This is a genomic window from Mesorhizobium huakuii (assembly GCF_014189455.1).
In the GTDB taxonomy this organism is placed as follows: Bacteria; Pseudomonadota; Alphaproteobacteria; order Rhizobiales; family Rhizobiaceae; genus Mesorhizobium; species Mesorhizobium huakuii_A.
This window is the reverse complement of sequence record NZ_CP050296.1, coordinates 2678932-2698104: the sequence shown is the minus strand read 5'-3', so window position 1 is coordinate 2698104 and position 19173 is coordinate 2678932. Positions and strand designations below refer to the sequence as shown.

19 protein-coding genes and 1 pseudogene are annotated in these 19173 nt (G+C 63.1%); 18 read left to right on the top strand and 2 right to left on the bottom strand.

Annotation, left to right across the window (positions count from 1 at the left end; all coding sequences use genetic code 11):
- Positions 1 to 185: 185 nt before the first annotated feature.
- The 9 genes and pseudogenes from rplS (at position 186) to HB778_RS13340 (ending at position 9178) form a co-directional block, all read left to right on the top strand.
- On the top strand, positions 186 to 731 hold the full coding sequence (gene rplS / locus HB778_RS13380) for a 50S ribosomal protein L19 (RefSeq protein WP_010912318.1): 546 nt from the start codon (positions 186 to 188) through the stop codon (positions 729 to 731).
- 154 nt (positions 732 to 885) lie between these two features.
- Complete coding sequence (locus tag HB778_RS13375; RefSeq protein ID WP_183464318.1) at positions 886 to 1314, top strand: organic hydroperoxide resistance protein; 429 nt, start codon at positions 886 to 888, stop codon at positions 1312 to 1314.
- Positions 1311 to 1847 (top strand): MarR family winged helix-turn-helix transcriptional regulator, encoded by a 537-nt coding sequence (locus tag HB778_RS13370; protein WP_183464317.1) that lies wholly within the window; start codon positions 1311 to 1313, stop codon positions 1845 to 1847. The genes HB778_RS13375 and HB778_RS13370 overlap by 4 nt, the downstream gene beginning before the upstream one ends.
- A gap of 157 nt (positions 1848 to 2004) precedes the next feature.
- A complete protein-coding gene (locus tag HB778_RS13365; RefSeq protein ID WP_096451656.1) occupies positions 2005 to 2802 on the top strand; it encodes a transporter substrate-binding domain-containing protein in 798 nt (265 codons plus the stop codon).
- 259 nt (positions 2803 to 3061) lie between these two features.
- On the top strand, positions 3062 to 3877 hold the full coding sequence (locus HB778_RS13360; protein ID WP_183464316.1) for an amino acid ABC transporter permease: 816 nt from the start codon (positions 3062 to 3064) through the stop codon (positions 3875 to 3877).
- 50 nt (positions 3878 to 3927) lie between these two features.
- Positions 3928 to 4563 (top strand): class I SAM-dependent DNA methyltransferase, encoded by a 636-nt coding sequence (locus HB778_RS13355; protein ID WP_183464315.1) that lies wholly within the window; start codon positions 3928 to 3930, stop codon positions 4561 to 4563.
- A 562-nt stretch (positions 4564 to 5125) separates the two neighbouring features.
- The gene (gene leuC / locus HB778_RS13350) at positions 5126 to 6535 is read left to right on the top strand and encodes a 3-isopropylmalate dehydratase large subunit (RefSeq protein WP_183464314.1); all 1410 of its coding nucleotides are present in this window, start codon (positions 5126 to 5128) and stop codon (positions 6533 to 6535) included.
- Positions 6536 to 6696: 161 nt separating this feature from the next.
- A pseudogene (locus tag HB778_RS13345) lies at positions 6697 to 7892 on the top strand (GGDEF domain-containing protein).
- A gap of 74 nt (positions 7893 to 7966) precedes the next feature.
- On the top strand, positions 7967 to 9178 hold the full coding sequence (locus HB778_RS13340; protein WP_183464313.1) for a GGDEF domain-containing protein: 1212 nt from the start codon (positions 7967 to 7969) through the stop codon (positions 9176 to 9178).
- 86 nt (positions 9179 to 9264) lie between these two features.
- Here HB778_RS13340 and HB778_RS13335 read toward each other — a convergent pair whose 3' ends face one another.
- Positions 9265 to 9627 (bottom strand): hypothetical protein, encoded by a 363-nt coding sequence (locus HB778_RS13335; RefSeq protein WP_183464312.1) that lies wholly within the window; start codon positions 9625 to 9627, stop codon positions 9265 to 9267.
- 261 nt (positions 9628 to 9888) lie between these two features.
- On the opposite strand from HB778_RS13335, the gene HB778_RS13330 reads away from it, so the two are divergent.
- The 9 genes from HB778_RS13330 (at position 9889) to HB778_RS13290 (ending at position 18475) form a co-directional block, all read left to right on the top strand.
- On the top strand, positions 9889 to 10329 hold the full coding sequence (locus HB778_RS13330; protein WP_183464311.1) for a hypothetical protein: 441 nt from the start codon (positions 9889 to 9891) through the stop codon (positions 10327 to 10329).
- Positions 10330 to 10588: 259 nt separating this feature from the next.
- Positions 10589 to 11008 (top strand): succinate dehydrogenase, cytochrome b556 subunit, encoded by a 420-nt coding sequence (sdhC, locus tag HB778_RS13325; RefSeq protein WP_183464310.1) that lies wholly within the window; start codon positions 10589 to 10591, stop codon positions 11006 to 11008.
- A 2-nt stretch (positions 11009 to 11010) separates the two neighbouring features.
- On the top strand, positions 11011 to 11409 hold the full coding sequence (gene sdhD, locus HB778_RS13320; protein WP_183464309.1) for a succinate dehydrogenase, hydrophobic membrane anchor protein: 399 nt from the start codon (positions 11011 to 11013) through the stop codon (positions 11407 to 11409).
- A gap of 1 nt (position 11410) precedes the next feature.
- A complete protein-coding gene (gene sdhA, locus HB778_RS13315; protein ID WP_183464308.1) occupies positions 11411 to 13246 on the top strand; it encodes a succinate dehydrogenase flavoprotein subunit in 1836 nt (611 codons plus the stop codon).
- Between the two features lie 2 nt (positions 13247 to 13248).
- Positions 13249 to 13686, top strand: coding sequence for a DUF3052 family protein (locus HB778_RS13310; RefSeq protein ID WP_183464307.1), 438 nt, complete (start codon positions 13249 to 13251; stop codon positions 13684 to 13686).
- Positions 13686 to 14465: a succinate dehydrogenase iron-sulfur subunit gene (locus HB778_RS13305; RefSeq protein ID WP_010912301.1), complete on the top strand. Its 780-nt coding sequence runs from the start codon at positions 13686 to 13688 to the stop codon at positions 14463 to 14465. Before HB778_RS13310 ends, HB778_RS13305 begins: the two co-directional genes overlap by 1 nt.
- A 229-nt stretch (positions 14466 to 14694) precedes the next feature.
- The gene (locus HB778_RS13300) at positions 14695 to 15444 is read left to right on the top strand and encodes a nucleotidyltransferase domain-containing protein (protein ID WP_183464306.1); all 750 of its coding nucleotides are present in this window, start codon (positions 14695 to 14697) and stop codon (positions 15442 to 15444) included.
- A gap of 468 nt (positions 15445 to 15912) precedes the next feature.
- Positions 15913 to 17556 (top strand): sulfatase-like hydrolase/transferase, encoded by a 1644-nt coding sequence (locus HB778_RS13295; protein ID WP_183464305.1) that lies wholly within the window; start codon positions 15913 to 15915, stop codon positions 17554 to 17556.
- A gap of 331 nt (positions 17557 to 17887) precedes the next feature.
- Positions 17888 to 18475 carry a YceH family protein gene (locus tag HB778_RS13290; RefSeq protein WP_244661905.1) on the top strand — a complete coding sequence of 196 codons (588 nt, stop codon included), beginning with the start codon at positions 17888 to 17890 and terminating at the stop codon, positions 18473 to 18475.
- Positions 18476 to 18572: 97 nt separating this feature from the next.
- Here the strand turns inward: HB778_RS13290 and HB778_RS13285 are convergent, their stop codons facing one another.
- The gene (locus HB778_RS13285) at positions 18573 to 18998 is read right to left on the bottom strand and encodes an OsmC family protein (protein ID WP_069090493.1); all 426 of its coding nucleotides are present in this window, start codon (positions 18996 to 18998) and stop codon (positions 18573 to 18575) included.
- Between the last annotated feature and the right edge of the window lie 175 nt (positions 18999 to 19173).

Here is a 19173-nt window from a genome sequence, read left to right as displayed (position 1 = left end):
GTCGCCGCCGAACCGGAAGAAGAATCTGCCGGACCCGTCAACAATGACGGTGTAGTCGCCCCTGTCCGATGTCTGAGAGACAAAAATGTCTCAGAGACAAAGGACATAGCCGAGCGGTCAATGGAACTGCAAGGCGAGTGTCGGACGCTCTGACTGTCGGAAGAACAAGAAGTGGATTACCCAAGATGGATATCATCCGTCAGCTCGAGGCCGAGCAGGCCGCCAAGATCGAAGCCAAGCGCAAGCTCCCCGAATTCCAGCCCGGCGACACCGTGCGCGTCCAGGTCCGCGTGACCGAAGGCACCCGCACCCGCGTCCAGGCCTATGAGGGCGTCGTCATCGCCCGCGCCGGTTCCGGCTTCCAGGAAAATTTCACCGTCCGCAAGATCTCCTATGGCGAAGGCGTCGAGCGCGTGTTCCCGGTGTTCTCGCCGATGGTCGAGGGCGTCGAGATCGTCCGCCGCGGCAAGGTGCGTCGCGCCAAGCTCTATTACCTGCGCGATCGTCGCGGCAAGTCGGCCCGTATTTCGGAAAACACCGGCGTGCGCGCCCGCAAGCTCAACGATGAGGAGCGCGACGCGCTGAACGCCGAGAAGGCCCGCATCGAGGCCGAGAAGGTCGCCGCTGCCCAGGCGCTGGCCGCCGAGACGGCCGCCAAGGAAGCCGCCGAGAAGAAGGCAGCCGCCGAGGCTGAGGCCGCCAAGGCTGCGGAAGCGACCCCCGCCGAATAAGACTTCGGAAATCCCATTCAAAAAGGCGGCTTCGGCCGCCTTTTTTCGTTTCACCAGACTGTGAACGCTTCAGCCCAGAAAATCGGATCCCGGCGTTGAAGTCATATTATCTTGTGTACTAAATAATCGCGCACAAGATAATTGGAGATTTGATATGGCACTCTACACTACACAGGCTCACGTCACCGGCGGCCGCGCCGGCCATGGCGAGACCAGTGACGGCCTACTCAAGGTTGATCTGGCTTTGCCCAAGGAGCTCGGCGGGCCAGGGGGCGCCACCAATCCTGAGCAGCTTTTCGCCATCGGCTACGCCGCTTGCTTCGAAAGCGCCATCCGCTTCGTCGCGCGCAAGCAGAAGCTGCCGCTCACGGATGCGGCGGTAACCTCGACCGTTAGCCTGCTTCCCAATGGCGAGGGCTTCAAGCTCGGCGTCGCGCTCGCGGCGGAGACGAAAGGCCTTGATCAGGCGGCGGCGGAAGCGCTTGTATCGGAAGCGCACAAGATCTGCCCCTATTCCAATGCTATCCGGGGCAATGTCGACGTAGCGCTTTCGGTAGTGGCGCTTCCGGCAAAGGCAGCATGACGACAAAGACCACAGAGAGCGCCAGCGACGTCCCGGCGGAGGCCGCCGGGACGTTTCACGTGCCGCGGCTCGACCAGCAGCTCTGCTTCGCGCTCTATTCGGCGAGCGGGCTGATGACCAAGCTCTACCGGCCGTTGCTCGATCCGCTCGGCCTGACCTATCCGCAATATCTGGTCATGCTGGCGCTGTGGGAGCGCGCGCCGAGCACGATCGGCGCGCTTGGCGAAGCGCTGGGCCTCGATTCGGCGACACTGACGCCGCTGCTCAAGCGCATGGAGGCGGGCGGCCTTCTCACCCGCCGCCGCGATGCCGCCGACGAGCGCCGGGTGCTGGTCGAGCCGACGGCCAAGGGCCAGGCGCTGCGCGCGCGCATCAAGGACGTGTCCGCAGCCCTTGCCTGCAGCGTGCCGCTGCAGCCTGGCGAAGCGAAGGCGCTGCACGCAACGCTCACCCAGCTTGTTGCCGGTCTGCGCAACGCCGTAGCGGAAGGCGCCTCGGCGGATGCCGACGCGCTGGTTTCTGGTTCGACATAACCGATCATCCTAGAATCCCTGAATTGAGGGCATCCGAATCCCTTTTCGCGCACGCTGACGCAGCGGACCGTCTTGCATGACGTTTGCGGAAAGCTAAAGTCGGCGCCGGATTTTCCTGTAAGCCCATCCGGGCGCTTTCAATTTTCGGGAGTGTGTCATGACCAAGTCGAAACTGCTGCTGGCCGGCCTGCTTGCCCTTGTGCTGGCGCCCGTTGCCGCCTTTGCGCAGGCGCTGCCCGATCTCGGTGGCAAGAAGGTCGTGGTGGTCACCGAAAACGCTTATCCGCCGCTGCAGTTCATCGATCCCAAGACGGGAAAACAGATCGGCTGGGAATATGACGCGATGAACGAAATCGCCAAGCGGCTGAATTTCAAGGTCGAGTACCAGAACACCTCCTGGGACGCGATGATCCAGGCGGTTTCCGACAACCAGTACAACATCGGCATGACCGGCATCACCATCAAGGACGACCGCAAGGAGAAGGTCGATTTCTCCGACCCCTATATGCGCTCGGAGCAGTTCATGCTGGTGCGTGGCGACGAAAGCCGCTTCACCGACGCCAAGACCTTCGGCGCCTTCAAGGACGGGCTGATCGGCGCGCAGCCCGGCACCACGCCGTTCTACACCGCCGTCTACAGCGTGCTCGACGGCAATGAGCAGAACCCGCGCATCAAACTGTTCGAGACTTTTGGCGCGACCGTGCAGGCGCTTAAGGCGGGCGACGTCGATGTCGTGCTGACCGACGGCACCGCCGGCAAGGGCTATGTCGATGCATCCGAGGGCAAGCTGAAGCTGATCGGCGGCCCGCTCGGCACCGAGGATTTTGGCTTCATTTTCCCGAAAGGGTCGGACCTGGTGAAGCCGGTCAACGCCGCGATCGCCGCGCTGAAGGCGGACGGGACGCTCGATGCGCTGAACAAGAAGTGGTTCCTTGACTACAAGATGGGGCAGTAGGTCCTGTTGTTGACGGGAGTGCCCGTGCGGGAAATCACGCTGAGTTTGCCCTTGAGCACCCCCCTCTGCCCTGCCGGGCATCTCCCCCGCAAGGGGGAGATTGGCTGTTCGGCCGACGGCGCGCTCCAGTCGACGTTGATGGTTGGCGAAAGCCGATCAAACATCCGATCTCCCCCCTTGCGGGGGAGATGGCTGGCAAGCCAGAGAGGGGTGCCTTAGCGCTACCCTTTCGAGACTTCCATTCCGGCGACATCGCCTGATGGCACCGCCTTCGTCCTCCACCACCAAAGCCGAATTCCCCTGGTGGCTTGCCGTTGCCGCCGTCCTTGCATTGGCGGCGGCCTTGTTCATTGCGGCCAGCGATCTCTATGCCCAGGTCTTCGCCACGGTCGCCAAGGGCATCGGCATCACCGTCTTCGTCACCGTGGTGGCTTTCGCGCTGGCGTCGATCATCGGTCTCGGCATCGCGCTGATGGGCTTGTCGGGCTCGCAGTGGCTGCGGCAGGTTGCGCGTTTCTATGTCGAGATCATTCGCGGCGTGCCGATCCTGGTGCTTTTGTTCTGGATCGCCTTTGCCGGCGCGCCGGCCTTCGTCGCGGCCTGGAATGCGCTGACCGCGCCGCTGCAAAGCGCGGGCTATTTCGGTGAGCTTCTGGTGCGCGACGTGTCGCTGTTGTGGCGCGCCATCATGGCGCTGACGATCGGCTACTCCGCCTTCATCTCCGAGGTCTTTCGCGCCGGCATCCAGGCGGTCGAGAAAGGCCAGATCGAGGCGGCCAAGGCGCTCGGGCTGAGCCGCGCGCAACGCTTCCGGCTGATCGTGTTTCCGCAGGCGATCCGCACCATATTGCCGCCGCTCGGCAATGATTTCGTCGCTTTGGTCAAGGATTCCTCGCTGGTCTCGGTGCTCGGCGTCGCCGACATCACCCAGATGGGCAAGGTCTATGCCGCCGGCTCGTTCCGCTTCTTCGAGACCTATTCGATCGTTGCCTATATCTACCTCATCCTGACCGTCGGCCTGTCGCTGGCGCTCAGGGCGCTGGAGCGGCGCCTGCGCCGCCAGAACGAGGAATAGTTTTTGGGCAAAGACAGGGTTACGATCCTGTCCGCATGGAGGGAGGTCTCATGATCGTCGACCAGGCCAATGCGGCGCTGGATTCCGTCTATGGCGCCGACACGCCGGAAACGCTGGCGCAAGCCTATGCCGCCTGGGCCGCGACCTATGACAGCGAGACCGCTTCGCTCGGCTATTTGCTGCCGTTCCTGATCACCGCGTGGGTGGCGCGCCATGTGCCGGCCGGCGAAGGGCCGCTGCTCGACGCCGGCTGTGGCACCGGGCTGTCAGGGCCGTCGCTGAAGGCGCTGGGCTACGGCGCCATTGCCGGGCTGGATCTCTCGGACGACATGCTGAAGATCGCCGGCAGCCGCAATGCCTATAGTGAGCTGAAACAGGCGATGCTGGGCGGCCCGCTGCCCTGGCCGGACGGGTATTTCCGCGCCTTCTTCTCGACCGGCGTGTTCACCATCAGCCACGCGCCGGCGTCGGGCCTGCACGAACTGGTGCGCATCACCAAAAAGGGCGGCCATGCCATCTTCACCGTGCGCGACCAGGTGTTTGAAAGTGGCGGTTTTCAGGCTGTGTTCGACGAACTCACGCAGACGAAGAAATGGCGTCTGGTCGAGCAAAGCCCATGGTTCCGCTGCTATGCCATCGCCGAGCCGGAAGCGCTGGTGAAGACGTTTGTGTTCGAGGTGATGTGAGCGCAGAGTTTCTCGACCTTGGCTCCTTTCCTCTCCCTCCGGAGGGGAGAGGTGGCGCTGCGAAGCAGCGACGGAGTGGGGGAAGCCGGCCCTCAAATGCGCTGCCGCCGACAACTCGCCACAGAGCCTCGATCAAGCCGAGGCATTGCCCGACTTGAAATAACAATGGCCGTGCCAGGTCGACCCCCACTCCGTCGAGCTTCGCTCGACACCTCTCCCCGATCGACGGGGGAGAGGAAAGGCGCGAGTTTGCCGACCTTGGTGCCCTTCCTATCCCCCGAAGGTGCGAGGGTGAGGAACGCGGATTATGCGAAGCCACGCCGCAATTGCCGAAAAGCCAAAACATTGGTATGAGCCACGCCATGGAAGAGCTTTTTGGCGATCCGGCTTACAAAGGGTTCGTGCTGCAGGACAGAAAACGCCTGCCGTCGCGCTTCTCCGCGCGCGTCAGCGGCGCTTTGACCAGCCGACTTAGCTAGGCCGACCTGTCCAGGTCGTTGCGCCGGACCAAGACCTGCCGGCATCTGCTCTTTCCCATTCTCATATCGACGGATTTACGCACATGAGCGCACCGCGCACCCTCTACGACAAGATTTTCGACGACCACGTCGTCGACCGCCAGGACGATGGCACCTGCCTGCTCTACATCGACCGCCACCTCGTCCATGAAGTGACCAGCCCGCAGGCCTTCGAAGGCCTGCGCATGAGCGGCCGCAAGGTTCGGCATCCGGAAAAGACGCTGGCCGTGGTCGATCACAATGTCTCGACCTCGCCCGAGCGCAAGTTCGGCATCAAGAACGAGGAAAGCCGCATCCAGGTCGAGGCGCTGGCCAAGAACGCCAAGGATTTCGGCGTCGAATATTATTCCGAGAACGATATCCGCCAGGGCATCGTCCACATCATCGGCCCGGAGCAGGGCTTTACGCTGCCCGGCATGACCATCGTCTGCGGCGACAGCCACACCTCCACGCATGGCGCCTTCGGCGCGCTGGCGCACGGCATCGGCACGTCCGAGGTCGAGCATGTGCTGGCAACGCAAACGCTGATCCAGCGCAAGGCCAAGAACATGCTGGTGCGCGTCGACGGCCAGCTGCCGGAAGGCGTCACCGCCAAGGACATCATTCTCGCCATCATCGGCGAGATCGGCACCGCCGGTGGCACCGGCTATGTCATCGAATATGCCGGCGAGGCGATCCGTGCGCTGTCGATGGAAGGCCGCATGACGATCTGCAACATGTCGATCGAGGGCGGCGCGCGCGCCGGCCTGATCGCCGCCGACGAGACGACCTTCGCTTATGTCAAGGACAAGCCGCGTGCGCCGAAGGGCGCTGCCTGGGATGCCGCGCTCGCCTACTGGAAGACGCTGCAGTCCGATGAAGGCGCGCATTTCGACAAGGTGATCGTGCTCGACGCGGCCAAGCTGCCGCCGATCGTCTCCTGGGGCTCCTCGCCCGAGGATGTCGTCTCCGTGCAAGGCATCGTGCCGAACCCGGACGATATCACCGACGAGAACAAGCGCACCTCCAAGCAGCGCGCGCTCGACTATATGGGCCTGACGCCGGGAACCAAGATCACCGACATCGCGCTCGACCGCGTCTTCATCGGCTCCTGCACCAATGGCCGCATCGAGGATCTGCGCGCCGCCGCCAAGGTGATCGAAGGCAAGACCGTCAATCCGCGCGTCAACGCCATGATCGTGCCGGGCTCCGGCCTCGTCAAGGAACAGGCGGAAGCCGAGGGTCTCGACAAGATCTTCCTCGCCGCCGGTTTCGACTGGCGCGAGCCGGGCTGCTCGATGTGCCTGGCCATGAACGACGACCGGCTGAAGCCGCATGAACGCTGCGCCTCGACCTCGAACCGCAATTTCGAGGGCAGGCAAGGCTTCAAGGGCCGCACCCATCTGGTGTCGCCGGCGATGGCGGCGGCGGCGGCGATCGCCGGCCACTTCGTCGACATCCGCGACTGGAAGTAACCTCCAGCCAGCACGCTCCGATGATTGCCAGACCCCGGACCGCCTTGCGGTTCCGGGGTTTTTCACGCGTGCGGCCGACATATTCGCCCGCGCTTAACCGCTTGTTTGGGCTTGCGCCCTAAGCTCTTCCCTGACGTCAAGCGAGGGGAAGTCACCGTCTTTTGGACACCGGCCTGTTCATAGCGCTGCTCAATCCGACGATCGCGCTGGCGCTCGGCTCGGCCTTCATCGTGCTATGGGCCTATCAGCGCCACCGGCCTTACCTGGCCGTGCTGGCACTCAGCTATTGTGTTTCGGCGCCCGGCTTTCTGTTCCAGTATTTCACCTTGCCCGTCGGCATGGTGCTGACCAAGCTGGTGTCCAACATCTGCTTCACCATCGCCGGCTGCTGCCTGTCGGGCGCCATCGTCGCCCGCTATGGCCGCAAGGTGCCCTATGTGGGGATCGGCGTGCTGGCCGGTGGCGGGCTGGCGTCGCTGTGCTGGTTCCTCTTCGTCGCGCCGGATCTCACCTGGCGTATCCTGGCGATGAATTTCGCCTTCGGCGGGCTCAGCCTTCTGGTCGGCGCCGAACTCAGGCCGGTGCGCAACAACGGCCCGACCGAGAAGATCCTGTTCGTGCTGTCGCTGCTGTCGGGCCTCAACTTCTTCGTGCGCACGCTTGTCGTCGTCATCGCGCACGGGCCGTTCACCAGCTATGACGGATTCTATGGCTCGTCCTACTGGACGACGGCGCTGCTGTCGCATGCGCTTTTGTCGCTGCTGATCGCGCTTTGCCTGTTCAGCGCCGCGGCGCTCGACGTGATGAAGGCGCTGAAGGCCGAGACATATACCGATCCGCTGTCGGGCCTGCTCAACCGGCGCGGCTTCGAAGAGCGCGCCGAGTTCCTGTTGCAGCGTTGCGCGGCGGCGAAGTTTCCGGTCGCGCTGGTACTGGCCGACCTCGATCATTTCAAGGCACTCAACGATGTGCACGGGCATGCGGCAGGCGATCGGGTGATCGCCGACTTCGCCGCCAAGCTGCAGGCGGCCACCGGCGCGCGCGGGGCCGCCGGGCGCATCGGCGGCGAGGAATTCGCCGTGCTTCTACCGCTGAGCGATCTTGCCGCCGCGCGGCTGTTCGCCGAGGCGGTGCGCACCCTCTACTCGGCCGGCGGCGTCGACGGACTTCCCCCGGCACCAAGGTCACCGCGAGTTTCGGCGTAGCGGCCCGCAGCGGCGAGGAAGCGCTGCAGCCCTTGATGCGCCGTGCCGACGAGGCGCTTTACAAGGCCAAGAAGAACGGCCGCGACAGCGTGCGCCTGTCCTACGAACGGCCCGAAACGCTGTTCGTGCCGGAACAGCCCAAGACCGCCTGACACCGGGCTTTCCAGCCCACGTTAACGTCTTTTTCGCCCGTCGATGTTTAGCTGCGGCACGGGGTGCGAAAGAGATGAGCGGCGCGAACTTCATCCTGCTGATCAATCTGTCGGTTGCCGGCCTGCTGGCGGCATCCTTCATGGCGGTCGCGTTCCACGATGTCGGCCGCGTCCCGGCTCGCTGGCTGGCGTCCGGCTATCTCCTGGGCATGGTCTATTTCGCCATCGAATTCAGCATTCCCGCCTTTACGGATGCGCGGCCGGCGGTGGTCGCCGCCTTCGCCGTCTTCCTTGGTGCCACCATAGCCTTCAATGTCGGGCTCGCCCGCAAATACGGCATCGCGACGCCATGGCCGCCGATGCTGTTCTTCCTGCTCGCCGCCACCATCGCCGTCTATTTCGTCCAGGACCTGCCGCGCCAGTCGCTGGCTCGCATGATGGCCTACCAGCTTCCCTATGCCGTCATGCAATTCGTCGGATTGGCCATCGTCTGGTCGTCCAGGCAAAGCCGTGGCCGGCTCGAACGCATCCTGATGGCGGTGCTGGTCGCCAGCGGTGTGCAATTTGCCTCAAAGCCATTCATCGCGCATGCGCTCGGCGGTTGGGGTGCCAACCCGCAGGCCTATCTGCAAAGTGGCTACGCGCTGGTGTCGCAGTCGCTCGGCACCGTCTTCGGCCTCGCGCTGGCGTTGCTCATCCTGGCCATCCTGGTTCGTGAGGTGTTGGCCGATGTGACGTCGAAGTCGGAGACCGATACGCTTTCGGGACTGCTCAATCGCGGTGCCTTCACGCGCCAGGCCGAGCAGGCCGTGCTTGGCGCGATGCGGCAAGGCGTTCCGGTCGCGCTGGTCATCGCCGATCTCGATCATTTCAAGAGCATCAACGACAATTTCGGCCATGCCTCCGGCGACCGCGTGATCGAGACCTTTGCCGGTTTCCTGCGCGAGGCCGCCGCCAGGCACCATGTCGCGGGCCGTATCGGCGGCGAGGAATTCGCCATCATCCTGCCGGGGGCCAATCTTGCCGCCGCTCGGCTGTTCGCCGAGGGCACGCGCAGCGCGTTCGGCGCGCTGCCCATCGATGGTCTGCCGCCGGACAATCGCTGCACCGCGAGTTTCGGCATCGCCGAACTTCATCCCAGTGAAACCATTGCCGATCTCATGCGGCGCGCGGATGAGGCGCTTTATCTGGCGAAGAATGCCGGGCGCGACTGCGTGCGCGCTTCAGCCGGGCTGGGAGGCGAGTGGCCGTCCAACGCGATCATCATCAACTCCAGATCGGGATGACGTTGGTTGAATCGTCATCCTGATCCATCTCTTTCTTGGAGCATGATCTCTTCCGAAAACCGGTTCCCACTTTTCGGGATCATGCTCTAGCGGCAGGGGCTGAGTTCCGGCATTTCGCCGTCGGAAAGCCCGTACATGTAGCTGCGGCCTTTGACGAACACCGGCGGCCGGTAGCAATCGCTGTAGCCCGATATCTCGTCGGATTCGTTCTGGTAGATCACCTTGGGCTGGCCGGCACTGGTGTAGTCGGACAGCTGCTTGGCCAGCTTGCCCTCGCCGACGATGATGCGCTTGTAGCCGGCGGCGCTGTCGATGACGAGATTGCCGAAGGAATCGGCGTAGACGCGATCGTGGTGGCGTCCATCGGCCAGCGTGGGCGTCGCCAGGCCGGCGACCGAGGCCACCACAATGAGCGCAGCAAGGCGCAATCTGCTCGAGTTTAAACGCATGGCGTTTTCCTTCTTTGAGGCAAGCCTCCTCGAATCAGAAATTAACCTTTTCTTAACCTTTGTTAAGAGGCTGGCGCGCTGCGCGGCGATGTCTCGGTAAACATGGTTAATTTCCGACTGGAGGGAAAACCCGTCGGCCATCATTCGGCCATGCTTGGCGGCACCATCGCGGCCGGCATCGAATGGATCCAAAGGTGGCGTTGGGGCAACCTTGATCTTGGCGCAGCATCGTGGCTAGTCTGCCGCGCGGGAGGACAGCATATGGCGTTACGCCGGACGGTTTGGGTGTCCGTTTTCCCGTTTCTGGCCATCGTTGCTGCCTGTGTGCCGCAGGATGGCGCGCCAAAGGCGGCCAGTACCGTCTCGCCGGCGCCGGCGCAGCAGCCCATCGCGGCCGCCGCTCCCCCGGCATCCGCGCCTCCAGCACCGGCAACCAAGATCACCACCGATCTCACCGCGCCGCGATCCGGCATAGGTACGGCCACCTACAGATGCGGCAACAACGGCATGATCACCATCCAAAATCTCGGCACGGCGTTGCGTGTGGTCGGGGCCGACGGCGCGACCGAGGAGTTCGCGGCGTCGCCCGCCAACCAGTCCAGCCGCTACCAGGAGGCCGCCACGCATGACGCAATCGTGATCGACGGGCGTGAGGCGCTGGTGATGAAGAGAGGCTCGACGCCGCAGACCTGCAAACGATAGTGCGAATCGCAACACAGCCGGGCTCCGGGCCAGACATGCTGCACTGCAGCGATATAGAGCCGGCTGCGGGCCATCAGCCCCTAATCGATTGAAGCCCGAGCCTGCCTTTTTGTCAGACTAAATGACTTTTCCAAAACGATTTTCTGGCTTTGACGCGGTGCAAAAAGAGCATTAGAAACCGGCTGTCCGAAGTCGCAACCGGAAGCGGCAATGCCGCATTCCCACCTGAGGCTCCAGAGACGCCGAACCTGGGGGAGCCATGAGCAAATCACCAGCCACCCGCGAATTCGCCAGACGTAAACGGCCGCTCTCGCCGCACCTGACGATCTACCGGCCGCCGATCACGATGACGATGTCGATCATCCATCGCATCACCGGCGGGGCGCTTTATTTCGGCACGCTGTTGGTCGCCGTCTGGCTGATGGCGGCGGCAAGTTCGCAACCGGTTTTCGACTGGGTCAACTGGGCCTTCGGCACCTGGCTCGGCCGGCTGATCCTGTTCGGTTACACTTGGGCGCTGATGCACCACATGCTGGGCGGCGTGCGCCACCTGGTCTGGGACACCGGCACCGGCCTTGAAAAGCACACTGCCTCGAAGATCGCCTGGGCGACGCTGGTCGGCTCGGTCCTGCTCACCCTGCTGATCTGGGTCGCCGGCTATATGGCGCGAGGAGCCTGACCATGAGCGGCAACAAAAATACCGACATGCGCACGCCGCTGGCGAGAGTCCGCGGTCTTGGTTCCGCCCGTGAGGGCACCAGCCATTTCTGGCGCCAACGCCTGACGGCTATCGCCAACATCCCGCTGACGCTGTTCTTCGTCGGGTTCCTCATCGCGCTCAACGGCGCCGGCTATGCGGAAGTGCGCGCGGCACTTGCCAATCCGTTCGTGGCGCTGATGCTGGCCCTGGTGCTCATCTCAGGGCTGATCCATATGCGGCTCGGCATGCAGGTGATCATCGAGGATTACGTGACCAGCGAAGGCCTGAAGCTGGCGACGATCGCGCTCAACACATTTTTCACCATAGCGGTCGGCGTCGCCTCGATCTTCGCCCTGCTCAAGCTGGCATTCGGAGGCTGAGTTGGCCAAGGACGCGAAATCAGCCAACAAAGCAGGCTATAGCTTTGTCGACCACAAATTCGACGTGGTGGTCGTCGGTGCCGGCGGCGCCGGCCTGCGCGCCACGCTCGGCATGGCCGAACAGGGCCTGCGCACCGCCTGCATCACCAAGGTGTTCCCGACCCGCTCGCACACCGTTGCCGCGCAAGGCGGCATTGCCGCCTCGCTGTCCAATATGGGTCCCGATTCCTGGCAGTGGCACATGTACGACACCGTCAAGGGCTCGGACTGGCTCGGCGATGTCGACGCCATGGAATATCTGGTGCGCGAAGCACCGGCGGCGGTCTACGAGCTCGAGCACTATGGCGTGCCGTTCTCGCGCACCGAAGAGGGCAAGATCTACCAGCGGCCGTTCGGCGGCCACATGATGAATTACGGCGAAGGCCCGCCGGTGCAGCGGACCTGTGCCGCCGCCGACCGCACCGGCCACGCCATCCTGCACACGCTCTACGGCCAGTCGCTGAAGAACAACGCGCAGTTCTTCATCGAGTATTTCGCGCTCGACCTGATCATGGAGCCGGACGGCACCTGCACCGGCGTCGTCGCCTGGAACCTCGATGATGGCACCATCCACCGCTTCTCGGCCAAAATGGTGGTGCTGGCGACGGGCGGCTATGGCCGCGCCTATTTCTCGGCAACTTCGGCGCACACCTGCACCGGCGACGGCGGCGGCATGGCGGCACGAGCCGGCTTCCCGCTGCAGGACATGGAATTCGTGCAGTTCCACCCGACCGGCATCTATGGCGCCGGCTGCCTGATCACCGAAGGCGCGCGCGGCGAGGGTGGTTATCTCGTCAATTCCGAGGGCGAGCGCTTCATGGAACGCTACGCGCCGTCGGCCAAGGACCTTGCCTCGCGCGACGTCGTCTCGCGTTGCATGACGCTGGAAATCCGCGAGGGCCGCGGCGTCGGCAAGAAGAAGGACCACATCTTCCTGCATCTCGACCATCTCGATCCGGCCGTGCTGCATGAGCGGCTGCCCGGCATTTCGGAATCGGCCAAGATCTTCGCCGGCGTCGACCTGACCAAGGAGCCGATCCCGGTGCTGCCGACGGTGCACTACAATATGGGCGGCGTGCCGACCAATTACTGGGGCGAGGTACTGAGCCCGACGGCAGAGAACCCGGACCGGGTGTCGCCCGGTCTGATGGCGGTGGGCGAGGCGGGCTGCGCCTCGGTGCACGGCGCCAACCGGCTGGGCTCGAACTCGCTGATCGATCTGGTCGTGTTCGGCCGCGCCGCGGCGATCCGCGCCGGCCAGGTCATCGACCGCAAGTCGGCGATCCCTTCGCCCAACGAAGCCTCGGTCGAAAAGATCATGGATCGCTTCGACGGGCTGCGCCACGCCAATGGTTCGACGCCGACGGCGGTGCTGCGTGAAAAAATGCAGAAGGCGATGCAGGAAGACGCTGCCGTGTTCCGCACGCAGGAATCGCTGGAAAACGGCTGCAAGCGCATTTCGGAAATCTGGGGCGAGCTCAAGGACATCAAGGTCTCAGACCGCTCGATGATCTGGAACTCCGACCTGGTCGAGACGCTGGAGCTGGAGAATTTGATGGCCAATGCCATCACCACCGTCTACAGCGCCGAGGCCCGCAAGGAGAGCCGCGGCGCGCATGCGCGGGAAGATTTTGCGTCGCGCGACGACGCCACCTGGCGCAAGCATACGCTGGCGCGGCTCAGCGAGGACGGCAAGGTGACGCTCAGCTACCGGCCGGTGCACACCGAGCCGCTGCTGGCCGAAAAGGACGGCGGCATCAGCCTCGCCAAGATCGCGCCGAAGGCCAGGGTGTACTGACGATGGCGCTGGCGGCCACGGGATATTCCGGCAAGCCCCTTCCGGCCAAGCTTGGCCTGAAGGATGGCATGACGGCCGCCTTCATCGCGCTGCCGCCGGAGCTCGATGAATTGGTTGACGCCGTCGATTTTGCCGAGGTCGACCGGCTTGCCGAATGGTCCGACATTTCGGGCAGCCATCAGAGATACGACGCGGTGCACGCCTTCACCCGGCATCGCGCCGAGATCGAGGATCGCCTCGGCGATGTCGAGGCGGCGATCAAGCGCGACGGCATGGTCTGGGTGTCGTGGCCGAAGAAAGCATCGAAAGTGCCGACCGATGTCACCGAGGGCGTCGTGCGCACCGAAGCGCTGAAGCGCGACCTTGTCGACGTCAAGGTCGCCGCCGTGAATGAAATCTGGTCCGGGCTGAAGCTCGTCATCCGAAAGGACCTGAGGTAATGGTCGAACTGACGCTTCCCAAGAATTCGAAGATCCAGCAAGGCAAAACCTGGCCGAAGCCGGAGGGTGCCACCAATCTGCGGGAATACCGCATCTACCGATGGTCGCCGGACGATGACGAGAACCCGCGCATCGACACCTATTTCGTCGACATGGACGATTGCGGGCCGATGGTGCTCGACGCGCTGCTGTGGATCAAGAACAAGATCGACCCGACGCTGACCTTGCGCCGCTCCTGCCGCGAAGGCATTTGCGGCTCCTGCGCGATGAACATCGACGGCTCGAACACGCTGGCCTGCACCAAGGGCTGCGACGACATTTCCGGCGCCGTGAAAGTCTATCCGCTGCCGCATATGCAGGTGGTCAAGGACCTGGTGCCCGACCTCACCAATTTCTACGCCCAGCATGCCTCGATCGAGCCGTGGCTGAAGACGGTGTCGCCGCAGCCGGCCAAGGAATGGCTGCAGAGCCATGAGGACCGCGAGAAGCTCGACGGGCTCTATGAGTGCATATTGTGCGCCTGCTGCTCGACCTCGTGCCCGAGCTACTGGTGGAACGGCGACCGCTATCTCGGCCCGGCAACGCTGCTGCAGGCCTATCGCTGGCTGATCGACAGCCGCGACGAGGCCAAGGGCGAGCGACTCGACAATCTCGAAGACCCGTTCCGGCTCTATCGCTGCCACACCATCATGAACTGCGCGCAGACCTGCCCCAAGGGCCTCAATCCGGCCAAGGCGATCGCGGAGATCAAGAAGATGATGGTGGAGCGCCGGGTCTAACCGCGATCGCTTTTCCTTTTTGCGCGCCTTCGGCGACGCGGCTGCGGAGATCAAGAAGATGATGGTGGAGCGCCGGGTCTAACCGCGATCGCTTTTCCTTTTCGCGCGCCTTCGGCGACGCGGCTGCGGAGATCAAGAAGATGATGGTGGAGCGCCGAGTCTGACGCCGAAACTACCCGCTGACTTTTCGCCGGACGCCGTCGCGGCCCTCCGCGAGCGCCTCGATCTGGTGCGAAGCCAGGGTGTAAAAATCCTGTTCGCCATCGAAAGCGGCAGTCGCGCCTGGGGCTTTCCGTCTCCGGACAGCGACTATGACTGCCGCTTTGTCTATATCAGGCGCGTGTCGGATCACCTCGTGCTGCAACAGCCGCGCGACGTCATCGAGTTTCCGATTGAAGGCGAGGTCGATGCCGGTGGCTGGGATCTGCGCAAGGCGTTGCTGCTGGCGCTCGGCGGCAATGCGGTTATCGTCGAATGGGCAAAGTCACCCATCGTCTACGAAGAAGTCGCGGGATTTCGCGCGCGCCTTCTCGACCTGATGGCCGAGATCGTCGATCCGGTAAAGGTATCGCAGCACTATCTCGGTCTGGCGCGCTCGCATGTCGCCAAGATCGGCAGTTTTTCCGGCGAGGTGAAGCTGAAGAAGCTGTTCTATCTGATCCGGCCGTTGGTGGCCCTGGACTGGATGGAACAGCGCGGCTTTGCCGGCCTGCCGCCGATGAACCTCGGCGAATGCCTCGACCAGACGGACGTGCCGGTGCCGGCAGCAGAGGAAATCCGCGGCCTGATCGAGCGGAAAAGCCAGACGCGGGAGATGGGGTCCGGTCTCATCCCGACCGCCATCGCGCGCTATCTCGAAGCCCGCTATGGTCACCACGCAATGAACCTTGCAGCCACGGTCAGGGACGATGCCCGCCAGGCGCGCAAACATGCCCTTGCAACCGCGTTTTATCGTCAGGAGGCTGAACAACTTTCATGAGCGATCTTCCCATCCTCTCCATCGAAGCGGGTGTGCTCGGCTGCCTGATCCAAAGAAGGAACTGACGCCGGATTCGCTGCCGCTCAATGCCGAGCGGGCACCATGCAGAGGATGGTGCGAGCCGGGGATGGCAACCGACGGAAATTCACCAGGCGCCCGAGCTGCTTGAGCAGAAGGGCTGGTGTCGCCGTTGTTCGGCTCGCGTGTCGAACGCCATCCGTTCAGATGGCTCTGCAGTTCTCGCTGACTGCGCCTTGCCTGGCATGCTCTTGTTGGGTGGCGGTCGACCGCGCCTGATCGTTGTTTCCAGACATGCCGCTCGCCACGGGCGAGGCATTTCGGCGACCTTATATTAGAAATCGTTCAAGTAACTGATTGCTTTATGCGCGAGGCCTGCAGCATTGCCTTAGTATAGTCTTAAGTGGTTCTCGATATTCACTTGGGAGATTGTCCCTCGAGAGCAAAGTGATGCACGGCTTTATCGTGAATCGGTACTCAGTATCCGGACCATTGATCAGCGTAGCAACCGTGGGATCGCTCACCTGGCTTGTGTCGCTGATCTATTTTCAAGAGAAGGGGCTGCTTGCGGCTGTCGGCTTGGGAATCTTAATTGCGCTTGTCTTGATGGATAGGTTCCGGGACAAGGGGGCGGATCAGCAAAAAACCGGGTGGTTCAGGCTCTATTTTTCGCTTTTCCCCGGCCTTCTATTCCTTGTCTATATCTATATCGAAAGCGCCTTCGGCTATTTTGACTGGGGTGCGATGTTGATGCACGTCGATGCGGGCATCCTGACGCCCGGTGTCGTTGTTGAATATCTGATGCATACCGGCAGCACGATACTGGTCATTGCGGTCGTTCTTTTCGGCCTAGCCGCATTGAAGGCGCGCGGCACGCTGACACGAGGATTGGACGTCGCCCTGATGGCGTTCTTCCTGGCGGCGAACCCGATGCTGACGCGCCCGATCGTGGCGGCGATGCATTCCAATCCGCTGCATGATTTCCTCGCCACGCGGTTCGTCGATATCACGCCGTTGACAAAACCGGAGGCAGGAACGGCGTCCGTGGCGGCCGCGCCAAAGAACCTCGTCCATATCTTCGTCGAGAGCGCCGAGCGCACCTACCTGAACAAGGCGGAGTTCGGCGACGTCATGGATCCGCTGCTCGAATTCGACAAGCGCGGTCTTTCGGCGACGAACATGGTGCAGCTTGCCTACACCAACAATTCCATGGCCGGGATGGTGGCGGCGAACTGCGGAACGCCGTTGCTGATGACTTATTTCACAACGCGCCAATATCTGGAGGAGAATTCGCAATTCCTGCCGGGCCTGACATGCCTGGGTGATGTTCTAAGGGCACGAGGCTATCGGCAGAATTTCATTTCCGGTTGGCCGCTCGGCTTTACCGGTCAGGGGGCGTTCTACGCCTCCCATGGCTACTCGTCACTTTTCGGCGGAGCCGAGGTGGTGGCCGCCGTCGGCGGGCCTGGCAGTTCATTCGGCGCTGATGACGCCCAGGTTCTGGATATGAGCTTCGACGTTTTGCGCCGTGCGCAGCAAGACGGCCGGCCGTTCTCGCTGACGATCGCGGTCAGCGGCGGGCATGCGACGGATGGCTACCTGACCGACAAATGTATCGGCAAGACGGGACTTTCCCCACAGGCCCCAAACATTCTCCATGCCGTGAAATGCACGAACATGCTGATCGCGGACTTCATCCACAAGGCCGAGGCAGAAGGTCTGATGGCAGACGCCGTTCTGGTGCTGCAAAGCGACCATCTCAGTGCGCCAAGCACTGTGACGGATCGTTTGAACAAATATGAACGGCGCAACTTTTTCTCCCTGTCGGGCGCCGGCATTCCTGCCAAAGCGTATGCCGGGCTTTCGGGCACAATCGACATATTTCCGACCATTCTGGACGCGCTGGACGTGCCGCTGGCGAATGACCAGGCTGCCTTTGGCGTTTCGCTACTCGGGGATCGACCGACGCTGACCGAGGTGTTTGGACAAGCCCAGTTCGACGAAGCGATCTATGCCGAGGACGTGCTCGTCAGATCATTCTGGAAGCTGAAACCGTCACGGACGGACGTCGCGTCCGAAGTTGAGTTGGACTAGCGCGTTTCACGGGCCGTAAAACGCTCTATCTCCGCTACGCACTTCTCCTGAAATTGCTGTAAATGCCAAGGCGCGCGCCATGCATATGCTCCGCGGCTGATCGAGCGGAAAAAGGCAGACGCGAGAGATGGGGTCCGGTCTCATCCCGATCGCCATCGCATGCCATCTCGAAGCGCGTTATGGTCACCACGAAATGAACCTTGCCGCCATGGTCGGGGATGAGGCACACCAGGCACGCCAACACGCCCTTGCAACCGCGTTTTACAGCCAGGAGGCCAAACAACTTTCATGAGCGAAGACCTTCCCATCCTCTCCCCCCATCGAAGCGCGCGTGCTCGGTTGCCTGATCGAGAAGAAGGAGCTGACGCCCGATGTCTACCCTCTGACGCTCAACGCAGCACTTGCCGCCGCCAACCAGAAGACGGCGCGCGAGCCGGTGATGGCGCTGGAACCGACAGAGGTGCACCGGGCACTGAAGCTGCTCGAGCAGAAGGGGCTGGTGCGGCAGATGTTCGGCTCGCGCGTCGAGCGCTATGAGCACCAGATGGCGCAGCGCTTCTCGCTGACCACGCCGCAGACCGCGTTGCTCGGCCTGCTCTTGCTGCGCGGGCCGCAGACCGCGCATGAGCTCTTGGCGCGCGCCGAGCGCATGGCGCGGTTTTCGTCGATCGAGGATCTGCGCGCTGAACTCGACATGCTGATCGGCCGCCGGCCGCCGCTGATCCAGGAAATCCCGCGCGGGCCAGGTCAGCGCGAGGACCGCTACGTGCATCTCCTCGCCGGACCGGTGGACGTTGCAGCCCTTTCGGCTCAGCGCAGTGCGCCGGCCATGCCTCACTCCGAGCTGGAGGCGAGAGTGGAGGCGCTGGAGCAGGAAGTCGCCGCTCTGCGCGCCCGGCTCGACGCGCTGGGCGGTTGAGGTCGCCGACAATCAGACGTAGCCGCGCAGGGGCGCGATTGTCCGTCATGAAAACGCCGGCCCGAAGGCCGGCGTTTGTCGCTTTAGGTCACTCTGCTCAGCCGAGCTTGGCGTCGAGCGACACCTTGATCGCACCGAGCGCCTTGGAGACCGGGCATTCGGCCTTGGCCTTCTCGGCCAGTTCCTTGAATTTCGCCGCATCGATGCCGGGCACCTTGCCGACCAGCGTGATCGCGCTGCCGGTGATGCCGGTGCCTGGAACCAGTGTCACCACGGCCTTGGCGTCGAGTTCGGCCGCGGGCGTGCCGTTCTCGGCCAGGAAGTGCGAAAGCTGCATGGCGTAGCAGCCGGCATGAGCGGCCGCGATCAGCTCTTCCGGATTGGTGCCGGATTTGCCGCTTTCATCCTCAAAGCGCGCCTTGAACGAATAGGGCGTGCCCTTGAGCGTCCCGCTCTGGCTGTCGAGCGTGCCTTTGCCTTCTTTCAGATTGCCTTTCCAGACGGCTGTTGCGGTGCGATCCATGAAGTCCTCCTTGGCCTCGATTGCGCCGGCCCGGCGCCAGCGTTCCTCTCAACTATAGCGCGGGCGCGAGGGAAGGCCATCGCGTCATCGCAGCGGAAACGGCGACATCGGCGTCAGCGGTCAAATTTTTTTGCAAAAAAGCACGCGCAAAAATGTCGGCTTCCATCCGGCCCGG